Source organism: Pseudomonas sp. PH1b, from assembly GCF_000633395.1.
In the GTDB taxonomy this organism is placed as follows: domain Bacteria; phylum Pseudomonadota; class Gammaproteobacteria; order Pseudomonadales; family Pseudomonadaceae; genus Aquipseudomonas.
Window position 1 is genome coordinate 51,902 of the sequence record NZ_AYMU01000010.1, and the last position, 13,589, is coordinate 65,490.

At 62.5% G+C, this 13,589-nt stretch carries 12 protein-coding genes; all 12 read left to right on the forward strand.

Annotated elements, in window-relative coordinates; all coding sequences use genetic code 11:
- The first annotated feature begins 210 nt into the window (after positions 1-210).
- Genes mraZ through U873_RS0117460 form a run of 12 tightly spaced genes read left to right on the forward strand, consistent with a single transcriptional unit; the run spans position 211 to position 13,585 of the window.
- Positions 211-666, forward strand: coding sequence for a division/cell wall cluster transcriptional repressor MraZ (gene mraZ, locus U873_RS0117405; RefSeq protein ID WP_011063319.1), 456 nt, complete (start codon positions 211-213; stop codon positions 664-666).
- Entirely contained in the window at positions 663-1,610 is a 948-nt protein-coding gene (gene rsmH, locus U873_RS0117410) for a 16S rRNA (cytosine(1402)-N(4))-methyltransferase RsmH (RefSeq protein WP_025129455.1), read from the forward strand. The genes mraZ and rsmH overlap by 4 nt, the downstream gene beginning before the upstream one ends.
- On the forward strand, positions 1,607-1,900 hold the full coding sequence (gene ftsL / locus U873_RS0117415) for a cell division protein FtsL (protein WP_025129456.1): 294 nt from the start codon (positions 1,607-1,609) through the stop codon (positions 1,898-1,900). The genes rsmH and ftsL overlap by 4 nt, the downstream gene beginning before the upstream one ends.
- Entirely contained in the window at positions 1,897-3,636 is a 1,740-nt protein-coding gene (locus U873_RS0117420) for a penicillin-binding protein 2 (RefSeq protein ID WP_025129457.1), read from the forward strand. Before ftsL ends, U873_RS0117420 begins: the two co-directional genes overlap by 4 nt.
- Positions 3,636-5,099 carry a UDP-N-acetylmuramoyl-L-alanyl-D-glutamate--2,6-diaminopimelate ligase gene (locus U873_RS0117425; protein ID WP_025129458.1) on the forward strand — a complete coding sequence of 488 codons (1,464 nt, stop codon included), beginning with the start codon at positions 3,636-3,638 and terminating at the stop codon, positions 5,097-5,099. The genes U873_RS0117420 and U873_RS0117425 overlap by 1 nt, the downstream gene beginning before the upstream one ends.
- Positions 5,092-6,474: a UDP-N-acetylmuramoyl-tripeptide--D-alanyl-D-alanine ligase gene (gene murF / locus U873_RS0117430; protein ID WP_025129459.1), complete on the forward strand. Its 1,383-nt coding sequence runs from the start codon at positions 5,092-5,094 to the stop codon at positions 6,472-6,474. The genes U873_RS0117425 and murF overlap by 8 nt, the downstream gene beginning before the upstream one ends.
- Positions 6,474-7,556 (forward strand): phospho-N-acetylmuramoyl-pentapeptide-transferase, encoded by a 1,083-nt coding sequence (mraY, locus tag U873_RS0117435; protein ID WP_025129460.1) that lies wholly within the window; start codon positions 6,474-6,476, stop codon positions 7,554-7,556. Before murF ends, mraY begins: the two co-directional genes overlap by 1 nt.
- Positions 7,557-7,561: 5 nt before the next feature.
- Positions 7,562-8,908: a UDP-N-acetylmuramoyl-L-alanine--D-glutamate ligase gene (murD, locus tag U873_RS0117440; RefSeq protein WP_025129461.1), complete on the forward strand. Its 1,347-nt coding sequence runs from the start codon at positions 7,562-7,564 to the stop codon at positions 8,906-8,908.
- Entirely contained in the window at positions 8,905-10,122 is a 1,218-nt protein-coding gene (ftsW, locus tag U873_RS0117445; RefSeq protein WP_025129462.1) for a putative lipid II flippase FtsW, read from the forward strand. The genes murD and ftsW overlap by 4 nt, the downstream gene beginning before the upstream one ends.
- Entirely contained in the window at positions 10,112-11,182 is a 1,071-nt protein-coding gene (gene murG, locus U873_RS0117450) for an undecaprenyldiphospho-muramoylpentapeptide beta-N-acetylglucosaminyltransferase (protein WP_025129463.1), read from the forward strand. The genes ftsW and murG overlap by 11 nt, the downstream gene beginning before the upstream one ends.
- The gene (gene murC / locus U873_RS0117455) at positions 11,175-12,632 is read left to right on the forward strand and encodes a UDP-N-acetylmuramate--L-alanine ligase (RefSeq protein ID WP_025129464.1); all 1,458 of its coding nucleotides are present in this window, start codon (positions 11,175-11,177) and stop codon (positions 12,630-12,632) included. Before murG ends, murC begins: the two co-directional genes overlap by 8 nt.
- Positions 12,629-13,585, forward strand: a complete 957-nt coding sequence (locus tag U873_RS0117460) for a D-alanine--D-alanine ligase (RefSeq protein ID WP_025129465.1) — start codon at positions 12,629-12,631, stop codon at positions 13,583-13,585. The genes murC and U873_RS0117460 overlap by 4 nt, the downstream gene beginning before the upstream one ends.
- The last annotated feature ends 4 nt before the right edge of the window (positions 13,586-13,589 follow it).

Consider the following 13,589-nt stretch of genomic DNA (forward strand, 5'->3'; position numbering starts at 1 on the left):
TGAGCTGTTTGAAGTTAATGCTTCGAAACACCCCTCGAATTCCCGTTACCTCTCCTTTTAGCGTCCTAAATCTCCGTTCTATAAGGCTTTTCCGTCGCTGCGCGCCTTGACGGTGGTGTGGGCGCATTCCTATAGTGTGCGCAAGTGGCGGAAAGTGGCATGAAGTGGGTTTTTTGAGCGCAAAACGCTAAAATTTGGAGAAACGCTGACGTGTTTCGCGGAGCTAACGCTATCAGTCTCGATGCAAAAGGCCGTCTCGCCATGCCGAGCCGGTATCGTGACGAGCTCGTTTCGCGAAGTTCCGGGCAGTTAATCGTCACGATCGACGCTGTTGATCCTTGTTTGTGCGTTTACCCCCTCGATGAGTGGGAGTTGATAGAAACCAAACTGCGCGCACTGCCTTCGCTGCGCGAAGAAAACCGTCGCTTGCAGCGTTTGCTGATTGGTAATGCCGTCGATCTCGAACTCGACGGCAGTGGTCGTTTTCTGGTGCCGCCGCGCCTGCGTGAATATGCCAAGTTGGATAAGCGCGCAATGTTGGTGGGCCAACTGAACAAGTTCCAATTGTGGGACGAGGATGCCTGGAATGCTGTTTCTGCAGCGGACCTGGCAGCTATTCAACAACCGGGCGCGATGCCTGATGAACTGCGTGATTTGATCCTGTGACTATTGATAGCGGCTTTAACCACATCACCGTACTGCTTGACGAAGCCGTCGAGGCTCTCGCCGTACGCCCTGATGGCTGCTATTTGGATGGCACCTTCGGCCGTGGCGGGCATAGCCGGCTGATTCTCAGCAAGCTTGGGGCGGAGGGCCGGCTCCTCGGATTCGACAAGGACCCCCAAGCGATTGCCACCGGGCAAGCGCTAGCGGCCGAAGACGGCCGCTTTGTCGTTGTACAGCGCAGTTTTGCCGAGCTGGGTTCGGAGGTCGCCGAGCGTGGGCTGGGCGGCAAGGTCAGTGGTGTCCTGCTGGATTTGGGCGTGTCTTCGCCGCAGCTGGATGACCCGGAGCGCGGTTTCAGTTTTCTCAACGATGGCCCGCTGGACATGCGCATGGACCCGACACGTGGCATCAGCGCCGCAGAGTTCATTGCCACAGCGCCAGTGGAAGAAATTGCCCGGGTGTTCAAGGAGTACGGCGAAGAGCGTTTCTCCGGCCGCATGGCTCGCGCCGTGGTCGAGCGTCGTGAAATCCAGCCTTTTACCCGTACCGCGGATCTGGCCGAAGTACTCAAGGTTGCCAACCCCGCCTGGGAAAAAGGCAAGAACCCGGCAACCCGTGCCTTCCAGGGCCTGCGTATCCACGTGAACAATGAGCTGGGTGACCTGGAGGCCGGCCTTGAGGCTGCCCTGGAGTCCCTGGAAGTGGGCGGTCGCCTGGTGGTGATCAGCTTCCATTCCCTGGAAGACCGCATTGTCAAATTGTTCATGCGGCGCCTGGTGAAAGGCGAGAGCGACAACCTGCCGCGTAATCTGCCGGTACGTTTCGAAGCCTTCGTGCCGAAAATCAAGATCCATGGCAAAGCGCAGTTCGCCTCCGAGGCCGAACTCAAAGCCAACCCTCGCTCCCGTAGTGCCGTCATGCGTGTTGCGGAGAAGCTTCGGTGAACAAGCTTTTCGCCAAGCCACTTCCCGGCGGAAGCTTTTTCATGCTTTTGCTCTTTGTCGGCGTACTGGTGTCCGCGATTGCGGTCTCCTACAGCACCCACTGGAACCGTCAGCTGCTCAATACGCTGTACGGCGAGTTGAGTGTGCGTGACAAGGCGCAGGCCGAGTGGGGGCGTCTGATTCTCGAGCAAAGTACCTGGACCGCCCATAGTCGGATCGAAGTGCTGGCCACCGAACAACTGAAAATGCGCATCCCCGGTGCGGCTGAAGTTCGAATGGTGGCGCCATGAAACTTGAAGGTGCGCTCTATCCCTGGCGTTTTCGTGTGGTGCTGGGTTTGCTGGCGATCATGGTCGCCGCGATTGCCTGGCGCATTGTCGACCTGCAGGTGGTCGATCGCGACTTCCTCAAGGGGCAGGGCGACGCTCGCAGCGTCCGGCACATTCCGATTCCGGCCCACCGTGGCCTGATCACTGATCGCAATGGCGAGCCTCTGGCGGTCAGTACGCCGGTAACCACCCTGTGGGCCAATGCCAAGGAAATGCAGTTGGCCAAGGATCGTTGGCCGGCATTGGCCATGGCTCTCGGCCAGTCGCCAAAGGCCCTGGCCGAGCGCCTGGAAGCCCAGGCCAATAAAGAATTCATTTACCTGGTTCGGGGCCTGACTCCGGAGCAGGGCCAGGCCGTGCTCGATCTGAAGGTCCCGGGCGTTTATGGCATCGAGGAATTCCGTCGCTTCTACCCGGCTGGCGAAGTAACTGCACACATGGTGGGCTTCACCGATATCGATGATCGTGGCCGCGAAGGGGTCGAGCTGGCCTATGACGAATGGCTCGCCGGAGTTGCCGGCAAGCGTCAGGTGATCAAGGATCGGCGCGGCAGACTGATCAAGGATGTCCAGGTCACCAAGAATGCCAAGGCCGGCAAGCCCTTGGCATTGTCGATTGACCTGCGCCTGCAATACCTGGCCAACCGTGAACTGCGTAACGCCATCGTCGAGAACGGCGCCAAGGCCGGCAGCCTGGTGATCATGGATGTGAAGACCGGCGAGATCCTGGCCATGGTCAACCAGCCGACCTACAACCCGAACAACCGCCGCAACCTGCAGCCGGCAATGATGCGCAACCGCGCGATGATCGACGTGTTCGAGCCCGGCTCGACCATGAAGGCGATCTCCATGAGTGCCGCCCTGGAAACCGGGCGCTGGAAGCCCAGCGATACCGTCGAGGTCTATCCGGGCACCCTGCAGCTGGGCAAGTACACCATTCGTGACGTGTCCAAGACCGAAGGCCCGGTACTGGATCTGACCGGCATCCTGATCAACTCCAGTAACGTCGGCATGAGCAAGGTCGCCTTCGATATCGGCGGCGAAACCATCTTCCGTCTCGCGCAGAAAATCGGCCTGGGTCAGGACACCGGCCTTGGCTTCCCGGGCGAGCGGGTTGGCAACCTGCCGAACTACCGTGAGTGGCGCAAGGCTGAAACCGCCACCCTGTCCTATGGCTACGGCCTTTCGGTGACCGCTATCCAGCTGGTGCACGCGTTCTCTGCGCTGGCCAATAACGGACGCATCGCGCCACTGACGCTGATCAAGGCCGACAAGGCGCCGCAGACTGCCCAGGTGATCCCGGAAAATGTCGCCAAGACCATGCAGGGCATGCTCCAGCAAGTGATCGAGGCCCCGCGTGGGGTGTTCCGTGCCCAGGTGCCGGCTTATCACGTGGCAGGCAAGAGTGGTACCGCACGTAAAACCTCCGTGGGCACCAAGGGCTATGCGGAGAACTCCTATCGCTCGCTGTTTGCCGGTTTCGGCCCGATGAGCGATCCGCGCTACGCCATCGTGGTGGTGATCGATGAGCCGAGCAAGGCTGGCTACTTCGGCGGCCTGGTATCGGCGCCGGTATTCAGCAAGGTCATGTCCGGCACCCTGCGCCTGATGAACATCACCCCCGATAACCTGCCGACCACGCAGCAGGCCAATGCGGCATCCGGTCCCCCAGTACGAGCCAATGGAGGGCGCGGCTAATGTCTCTTAGCCTGAACAAGATTTTCGCCCACGCCGGTCGCGACCTGCTGATCCGCGAGTTGACCCTGGACAGCCGCAATGTTCGCGCTGGCGATTTGTTCCTGGCGGTGCCTGGGGCCAAGTTCGATGGCCGTGCGCACATTGCCGATGCCTTGCAGCGCGGCGCGGCGGCGGTTGCCTATGAAGTGGAAGGGGCAACGGTGCTGCCGTTGACCGATGTACCGTTGATTCCGGTCAAGGGGCTGGCGGCGCAGCTTTCGGATATCGCCGGACGCTTCTATGGCGACCCGAGCCGCCAGTTGAACCTGGTGGGCGTGACCGGTACCAATGGCAAGACCAGCGTCACCCAACTGGTGGCCCAGGCCCTTGACCTGCTCGGCCAGCGTTGCGGGCTGGTGGGTACTCTGGGCACAGGTTTCCATGGCGCACTGGAAAGCGGCCTGCACACCACGCCGAACCCGATTGCCGTCCAGGCGACCCTGGCCGATCTGAAGAATGCCGGCGCCAAGGCTGTGGCCATGGAGGTTTCCTCCCATGGGCTGGACCAGGGGCGCGTGGCAGCCCTGGCCTTCGATGTGGCGGTGCTGACCAATCTGTCCCGTGACCATCTGGATTACCACGGGACCATGGAAGCCTATGGCGCGGCCAAGGCCAAGTTGTTCGGCTGGCCTGACCTGCGTTGCCGGGTGATCAACCTCGACGACGATTTTGGCCGGCAACTGGCGGCAGACAAGCGCGAGTCGCGGCTGATCACCTACAGCCTCGAGGATTCTGCGGCTTACCTGTATTGCCGCGAAGCCCGTTTTGACGACGATGGCGTACGCGCGACCCTGGTTACTCCACAGGGCGAGCATCATTTGCGCAGCAGCCTGCTCGGACGCTTCAACCTGAGCAACGTGCTGGCGGCCGTGGGGGCGTTGCTGGGACTGGAATACGCGCTGGACGAAATCCTCGCTGTGCTGCCCAAGCTTGAAGGCCCCGCCGGACGCATGCAGCGCCTGGGCGGAGGTACCCAGCCGCTGGTGGTGGTGGACTACGCCCATACCCCCGACGCCCTGGAAAAAGTCCTGCTGGCTCTGCGCCCCCATACCAAGGGCCGTCTGTTGTGCCTGTTTGGTTGTGGTGGCGATCGTGACCGTGGCAAGCGTCCATTGATGGCCGAAGTGGTCGAGCGCCTGGCCGATGGCGTGCTGGTCACCGATGACAATCCACGCAGCGAAGACCCGGTGCAGATTTTCGATGACATTCGCGCGGGCTTCAATGCGGTGGACAAGGTCGAGTTTGTCGCCGGTCGCGGCCTTGCGATCACTCGGTTGATCGCTTCGGCATCGGCGGATGACGTAGTGGTACTGGCCGGCAAGGGGCATGAGGACTATCAGGAAATCAACGGCCAGCGCCAGGCCTTTTCCGATCTGGCCGAAGCCGACAAGGCCCTGACCGCCTGGGAGGTGGGGCATGCTTAAAACCCTGCAACTCAGTGAGGTCGCAGCCCCTTTGAACGCCCGCCTGATCGCGGGCGATGCCCGTTTCAGTGGTGTCAGCATCGACAGCCGGGCGATTCAGGGCGGGCAACTGTTCATCGCGCTGACCGGTCCGCGTTTCGATGGTCATGACTATTTGAATGAGGTGGCAGCCAAGGGCGCCGTAGCTGCACTGGTGGAGCGGGAGGTGCCTGACAGCACGCTGCCGCAACTGCTGGTCAAGGACACTCGCCTGGCATTGGGGCAATTGGGTGCGCTCAATCGTGGCGGTTTCACTCGGCCGATTGCTGCGGTAACCGGCTCCAGCGGCAAGACCACGGTCAAGGAAATGCTCGCGAGCATCTTGCGTACCCGCGGGCCGGTGCTGGCCACGCGCGGCAACCTGAATAATGACCTGGGAGCACCCTTGACCTTGCTCGAGCTGGCTCCCGAACACACCGCAGCGGTGATCGAGCTGGGTGCCTCGCGAATCGGTGAGATTGCCTACACCGTGGCCATGACCCGGCCCCATGTGGCGATCATCAACAATGCCGGTACCGCCCATGTCGGTGAGTTCGGTGGCCCGGAGAAGATTGTCGAAGCCAAGGGCGAGATCCTTGAAGGCCTCGATGCCACCGGGATTGCCGTGCTCAACCTGGATGACAAGGCGTTCCCGATCTGGAAGACCCGTGCTGGCGGCCGTCAGGTGCTGACCTTCGCCCTCATCGACAGCGCCGCGGACTTCCATGCCGGCGACATCGGTCGCGATGCCCGCGGTTGTCCTTCCTTTATATTGCACAGCCCCAAGGGGTCGGAGCGGGTCCAGCTGAATCTGTTGGGCACCCACAATGTCGCCAACGCGCTGGCCGCGGCGGCGGCGGCTTATGCCATGGACGTATCGCTGTTCGGCATCGCCACCGGGCTCAATGCGGTGCAGCCGGTCAAGGGCCGCACTGTTGCCCAATTGGCGAAGAACGGCATGCGCGTCATTGATGACACTTACAACGCAAACCCCACCTCAATGTGCGCGGCCGTTGATATACTCGCCGGCTTTTCCGGTCGCACCGTCCTGGTGCTCGGAGACATCGGCGAGTTGGGCGAGTGGGCGGAGCAGGGGCACCGCGAAGTAGGTGCATATGCCGCTGGCAAGGTTTCGGCCCTCTACGCCGTTGGCCCGATGATGGCCCATGCCGTCGCCGCCTTCGGCGAACACGCGCGCCACTTCGCCAGCCAGGCTGACCTGATTGCGGCCCTGGACGTCGAGCAAGACCCGAATACCACCATTTTGATCAAGGGATCGCGCAGCGCGGTGATGGAAAACATCGTCGCGGCTTTGTGCGGTTCCGCTCTTCAAGAAAAAGACGGAGTGAAACATTAATGCTGCTGCTGCTAGCGGAGTACCTGCAACAGTTCTACAAAGGCTTCGCGGTCTTTCAGTACCTGACCCTGCGCGGGATTCTCGGGGTACTGACTGCGCTGTCTTTGGCGCTGTGCCTGGGTCCGTGGATGATCCGTACTCTGCAAAACCGACAGATTGGCCAGTCCGTGCGTAATGACGGCCCGCAGTCGCACCTGTCCAAGTCGGGTACGCCGACCATGGGCGGCGCGCTGATTCTTTCGGCCATCGGCATCAGCACCCTGCTCTGGGCCGACCTGCGCAACCACTACGTCTGGGTGGTGCTGATAGTGACCCTGGCCTTTGGTGCCATCGGCTGGGTCGACGACTACCGCAAGGTGATCGAGAAGAATTCCCGGGGCCTGCCGAGCCGCTGGAAATATTTCTGGCAGTCGGTGTTCGGCCTCGGCGCTGCGATCTTCCTTTACATGACGGCCCAGAGCCCGGTGGAAACCACTCTGCTGATCCCGATGCTCAAGGACGTGAGCATTCCCCTGGGTATCGGTTTCGTGGTCCTGACCTACTTCGTCATCGTCGGTTCGAGCAACGCGGTCAACCTCACCGATGGCCTCGACGGCCTGGCAATCATGCCGACGGTGATGGTGGGCGGTGCGCTGGGCATCTTCTGCTACCTGTCGGGTAACGTGAAGTTCGCCGAATACCTGCTGATTCCCTATGTACCGGGGGCGGGCGAGCTGATTGTGTTCTGTGGCGCGCTGATCGGTGCGGGGCTGGGCTTCCTGTGGTTCAACACCTATCCGGCGCAAGTGTTCATGGGTGACGTCGGCGCGCTGGCGCTGGGCGCGGCCCTGGGCACCATCGCGGTGATCGTGCGCCAGGAAATCGTGCTGTTCATCATGGGCGGCGTGTTCGTGATGGAAACCCTGTCCGTGGTGATCCAGGTGGCCTCCTTCAAGCTGACCGGCCGCCGGGTCTTTCGCATGGCGCCGATTCACCACCACTTTGAACTCAAGGGCTGGCCCGAGCCACGGGTGATCGTCCGTTTCTGGATCATCACCGTGATTCTCGTGTTGATCGGCCTTGCCACCCTGAAGCTGAGGTAGAACGAGTGTCTCTGATCGCTTCTGACCACTTCCGCATCGTTGTCGGCCTCGGCAAGAGCGGCATGTCCCTGGTTCGCTTCCTGGCGAGCCGGGGCGTCGCTTTTGCGGTGGCCGATACGCGGGAGAATCCACCTGAGCTGGCCACGCTGCGGCGTGACTATCCCCAGGTGGAAGTGCGTTGTGGCGAGCTGGATGTCGATTTCCTGTGCCGTGCCGACGAGCTCTACGTGAGCCCCGGCCTGGCCCTGGCGACCCCGGCCCTGCAGGCCGCTGCTGCCCGTGGGGTGAAACTGTCCGGTGATATCGAGCTGTTCGCGCGTAACGCGAAGGCGCCGATCGTCGCCATCAGCGGATCCAACGCCAAGAGCACCGTGACCACCCTGGTGGGCGAGATGGCTGCGGCCGCCGGCAAGCGTGTGGCGGTGGGCGGCAACCTCGGCACCCCGGCGCTGGACCTGCTCAGTGACGACGTCGAGCTGTACGTGATGGAACTGTCCAGCTTCCAGCTGGAAACCACCGACCAGCTGGGCGCCGAAGTGGCCACCGTGCTGAACATCAGCGAAGACCACATGGACCGCTACAGCGGCCTGCCGGCCTATCACCTGGCCAAGCACCGGATCTTCCGTGGCGCCCGGCAGGTGGTGTTCAACCGCCAGGATGCCCTGACCCGGCCGCTGATCGGCGAAGGCCTGCCGTGCTGGACCTTCGGTCTGAGCAAGCCCGACTTCAAGGCTTTTGGCCTGCGTGAAGAAGACGGCGAAAAATACCTGGCCTTCGAATTTCAGAATCTGATGCCGGTGCGCGAGCTGAAGGTGCGGGGCGCCCATAACCAGTCCAATGCCCTGGCGGCACTGGCCCTGGGGCATGCGGTCGGGTTGCCGTTCGACGCCATGCTTTCGGCCCTGCGCACGTTCTCCGGTCTCGAGCACCGCTGCCAATGGGTACGCGACCTGGATGGCGTGGGTTACTACAACGATTCCAAGGCCACCAATGTCGGTGCCGCCCTGGCGGCCATCGAAGGCCTGGGCGCTGACATCGACGGCAAGATCGTGCTGATTGCCGGCGGCGACGGCAAGGGCGCCGACTTCAAGGACCTGCGCGACCCGGTGGCTGCCAACTGCCGCGCGGTGATCCTGATGGGCCGCGACTCCGACAAGATCGGCGAGGCCATTGGCAACGCCGCACCGCTGATTCGCGTCGGCTCGCTGGTCGAGGCTGTGGAGCAATGCCGCGCTGCGGCCCAGCCAGGCGATGTGGTGCTGCTGTCGCCCGCCTGCGCCAGTTTCGACATGTTCAAGAATTACGAAGACCGTGGTCACCAGTTCGTCCGCGTCGTGGAGGAATTGGCATGAACCTGAGAAATATCATCAAGCCTTACCCTTCGCCGATCATCACCGGGCGCGGGATCGACCTCGATTTTCCGATGCTCGCCGGGTGCCTGACCCTGCTCGGCCTGGGGCTGGTGATGATTGCATCGGCTTCCACCGAGGTGGCGGCGGCGCAGTCGGGCAGCGCCCTGTACTACATGATTCGCCACCTGATCTACATCCTGCTGGGCCTGGGGGCCTGCATTGTCACCATGATGATTCCGATCGCCACCTGGCAACGCCTGGGCTGGTTGCTGCTGATCGGTGCATTCGGTTTGCTGGTGATGGTGATCATCCCGGGCATCGGCCGTGAAGTGAACGGCTCGATGCGCTGGATCGGTTTCAGTTTCTTCAACGTCCAGCCTTCCGAGATCGCCAAGGTATTCGTGGTGATCTACCTCGCCGGCTACCTGGTGCGGCGCCAGAAAGAAGTGCGTGAAAGCTGGATGGGTTTCTTCAAGCCGTTCATCGTGCTGCTGCCCATGGCCGGCCTGCTGCTGATGGAGCCGGACTTTGGCGCCACCGTGGTGATGATGGGGGCCGCTGCGGCGATGCTGTTCCTGGGCGGGGTCGGGCTGTTCCGTTTCTCCCTGATGGTGGTCCTGGCAGTGGCGGCGGTGGTGTTGCTGATCCAGATGCAGCCCTATCGAATGGCGCGCCTGACCAACTTCGCCGACCCCTGGGCAGACCAGTTCGGTGCCGGTTACCAGCTGTCCCAGGCGTTGATCGCCTTTGGTCGCGGGGAATGGTTGGGCGTTGGCCTGGGCAACAGCGTGCAGAAACAGTTCTACCTGCCTGAAGCCCATACCGACTTCGTGTTCTCGGTACTGGCCGAGGAGCTGGGCGCCGTGGGTTCGCTGTTGACCCTGGCCCTGTTCGTCTTCGTCTGTATCCGTGGCATGTACATCGGCCTCTGGGCCGAGAAGGCCAAGCAATTCTTCGCCGCCTATGTCGCTTACGGGCTGTCGTTCCTGTGGATCGGCCAGTTCCTGATCAATATCGGGGTGAACGTCGGCCTGCTGCCGACCAAGGGCTTGACCTTGCCCTTCCTCAGTTATGGCGGCAGCTCGCTGGTGATCTGCTGCGCCTGTCTCGGGTTGTTGCTGCGCATCGAGTGGGAGAGCAGGACCCACCTGGGCAGTGAAGAGATGGAGTTCAGTGAAAGTGACTTTGCCGAGGAGCCGACCCATGGGCGCTAACGTGCTGATCATGGCGGGCGGCACCGGTGGCCATGTGTTCCCGGCGCTGGCCTGTGCCCGTGAGTTCCAGGCCCGCGGCTACAGCGTGCATTGGCTGGGTACGCCCCGGGGGATCGAGAACGACCTGGTTCCCGCGGCCGGACTGCCCTTGCACCTGATCAACGTCACCGGGCTGCGGGGCAAGGGCAAGCTGTCCCTGCTCAAGGCGCCGTTCGTGCTGGTCAAGGCCGTGCTCCAGGCCCGGCGGATCATTCGCCAGTTGAAGCCAGTCTGTGTGCTGGGTTTTGGCGGTTATGTGACCGGTCCTGGTGGGGTCGCTGCCAAATTGTCCGGAGTGCCGGTCATCGTTCACGAGCAGAACGCCGTGGCCGGTACCGCCAATCGGCTGCTGGTGCCGTTGGCCGCCCGAGTCTGCGAAGCTTTCCCGGACACTTTCGGGGCGTCCGACAGCCGCCGCACCACGGGCAATCCGGTACGCACCGAACTGTTCCTCGAAACACCGCGCGAGGCCCTGGCCGGACGCAAGGCACGTTTACTGATCCTGGGTGGAAGCCTGGGGGCAGAGCCGCTGAACAAGCTACTGCCGGAAGCCCTGGCACAGGTCGCCCCCGAGCTGCGTCCGGAGGTGTTCCATCAGGCCGGTAAAAACCACGATGAAGTCACTGCAGAGCGTTATCGCGCCGCCGGCGTCGAGGCTCAGGTGCAGCCCTTTATCAAAGACATGGCCCAAGCCTATGGCTGGGCCGACCTGGTGGTCTGTCGCGCAGGTGCGTTGACCGTCAGTGAACTGGCTGCCGCCGGTCTGCCCTCGATGCTGGTGCCGCTGCCCCATGCGATCGACGATCACCAGACCCGCAATGCCGACTATTTGGCTCGTGAAGGCGCCGCCTTCCTGATGCCGCAAAGAACGACTGGTGCAGCGGACCTTGCCGCTCGCCTGACAGAGGTTTTGATGCAACCAGAACGACTCGACAACATGGCCCAGGCCGCGCGCCGTCTCGCCAAGCCCGACGCCACCCGCAACGTGGTGGATATCTGCCTGGAGGTGGCCCATGGTTGAGAATCAGAAAGCCATGCCGCAACCGGAAATGCGCCGTATCCGTCGTATCCACTTCGTCGGCATCGGCGGCGTGGGCATGTGCGGGATTGCCGAGGTGCTGCTGAACCTGGGGTATCAGGTGTCCGGCTCCGACCTCAAGGCGTCGCCAGTCACCGAGCGCCTGGAGTCTTTTGGCGCACAGATCTTCATCGGTCACCGTGCCGAGAATGCCGCCAATGCCGATGTGCTGGTGGTGTCCAGCGCCGTGAATACCTCCAACCCGGAAGTCGCCACCGCACTGGAGCGGCGTATTCCGGTGGTGCCGCGGGCGGAGATGCTCGCCGAACTGATGCGCTACCGCCACGGCGTGGCCGTGGCCGGTACCCATGGCAAGACCACCACCACCAGCCTGCTGGCTTCGGTATTCGCCGCTGGCGGCCTGGACCCGACCTTCGTCATCGGTGGCCGGCTGAATGCAGCGGGCACCAATGCCCAGCTGGGTACCAGCCGCTACCTGATCGCCGAAGCCGATGAAAGCGATGCCAGCTTCCTGCACCTGCAGCCGCTGGTGGCCGTGGTCACCAACATCGACGCCGACCACATGGCGACCTACGACGGTGACTTCAACAAGCTGAAGAAGACCTTCGTCGACTTCCTGCACAACCTGCCGTTCTACGGGCTGGCGGTGATGTGCCTGGACGACCCGGTGGTGCGCGAGATCCTGCCCCTGGTCAAGCGTCCGACCGTGACCTATGGCTTCAGCGAAGAAGCCGACGTGCGCGCGATCAATGTTCGCCAGCAAGGCATGCAGACCTTCTTCACCGTGCTGCGTCGCGACCGCGAGCCGCTGGACGTGTCGGTGAACATGCCGGGCAACCACAACGTGCTCAATTCCCTGGCGACCATCTGCATCGCCACCGACGAGGGCATCAGCGATGAAGCCATCGTCCAGGGGCTGTCGGGCTTCCAGGGCGTGGGCCGGCGCTTCCAGGTCTACGGCGAACTGCCGGTGGAAGGCGGCAACGTGATGCTGGTGGACGACTACGGGCACCACCCGACCGAGGTCGCCGCGGTGATCAAGGCTGTCCGTGGTGGCTGGCCGGAGCGTCGCCTGGTGATGGTCTACCAGCCGCACCGGTTCAGTCGCACCCGGGACCTGTACGACGACTTCGTGCAAGTGCTGGCCGATGCCAACGTATTGCTGTTGATGGAGGTCTACCCGGCCGGCGAAGAGCCGATTCCCGGTGCCGACAGCCGCCAGCTGTGCCACAGCATTCGGCAGCGTGGCCAACTGGATCCGATCTACATCGAACGTGGGGTCGATCTCGCGCCCCTGGTCAAGCCACTGCTGCGCGCGGGCGACATTCTGCTGTGCCAAGGCGCTGGTGATATCGGCGGCCTGGCCCCGAAACTGTTGAGCAGTCCATTGTTTGCCGGCGCTGTAGCGGCCGGCCAGGGGAAAGCCAAATGACTGCGGCCTACGCCAACCTGATCTCGACGATCGCACCGCAGGACTTCGGGCGTGTCGCCGTGCTGTTCGGCGGCAAGAGCGCCGAGCGCGAGGTGTCCCTCAAATCCGGCAATGCGGTGCTCGATGCGCTGCTGAGTGCGGGAGTGGATGCGTTCGGCATCGACGTCGGTGACGACTTCCTGCAGCGCCTGCTGAACGAGAAGATCGACCGCGCCTTCATCATTCTCCACGGCCGTGGTGGTGAAGACGGCAGCATGCAAGGTCTGTTGGAGTGCCTGGGCATTCCCTACACCGGCAGCGGCATACTCGCCTCAGCCCTGGCCATGGACAAGCTGCGCACCAAGCAGGTCTGGCACAGCCTGGGTATTCCGACGCCGCGCCACGCCGTATTGACCAGCGAAGCCGACTGTATTTCCGCGGTGGCGGAACTGGGCCTGCCTTTGATCGTCAAACCGGCTCATGAAGGCTCCAGTATCGGTATGGCCAAAGTGACTTCCGCCTCCGAATTGATCGACGCGTGGAAGGCGGCCAGTACCTACGATTCGCAAGTGTTGGTCGAGCAATGGATCCAGGGTCCTGAGTTCACCATCGCGACCCTGCGCGATCAGGTGTTGCCACCGATCGCCCTGGGTACCCCCCACACATTTTACGACTACGACGCCAAGTACCTGGCTTCCGATACCCAGTACCGGATCCCGTGCGGGCTCGACAGCGCCAAGGAACAGGAACTCATGGACCTCACGGCGAAAGCCTGTGAGGCACTCGGTATCGCCGGTTGGGCACGTGCCGATGTGATGCAGGACGCTCAAGGGCAGTTCTGGTTCCTGGAAGTGAATACCGCTCCGGGGATGACCGACCACAGTCTGGTGCCGATGGCTGCCCGTGCGGCGGGCCTGGATTTCCAGCAGTTGGTCGTGGCCATCCTGGCAGCCAGTCTTGAGGCGAGAGGTTAAGTCC

Coding starts and splice junctions, on each gene's coding strand:
- ftsW (WP_025129462.1), top strand. CDS start 8,905: ATGAACCTGAGAAATATCATCAAGCCTTACCCTTCGCCGATCATCACC.
- murG (WP_025129463.1), top strand. CDS start 10,112: ATGGGCGCTAACGTGCTGATCATGGCGGGCGGCACCGGTGGCCATGTG.
- U873_RS0117425 (WP_025129458.1), top strand. CDS start 3,636: ATGTCTCTTAGCCTGAACAAGATTTTCGCCCACGCCGGTCGCGACCTG.
- murF (WP_025129459.1), top strand. CDS start 5,092: ATGCTTAAAACCCTGCAACTCAGTGAGGTCGCAGCCCCTTTGAACGCC.
- U873_RS0117420 (WP_025129457.1), top strand. CDS start 1,897: ATGAAACTTGAAGGTGCGCTCTATCCCTGGCGTTTTCGTGTGGTGCTG.
- U873_RS0117460 (WP_025129465.1), top strand. CDS start 12,629: ATGACTGCGGCCTACGCCAACCTGATCTCGACGATCGCACCGCAGGAC.
- murC (WP_025129464.1), top strand. CDS start 11,175: ATGGTTGAGAATCAGAAAGCCATGCCGCAACCGGAAATGCGCCGTATC.
- mraY (WP_025129460.1), top strand. CDS start 6,474: ATGCTGCTGCTGCTAGCGGAGTACCTGCAACAGTTCTACAAAGGCTTC.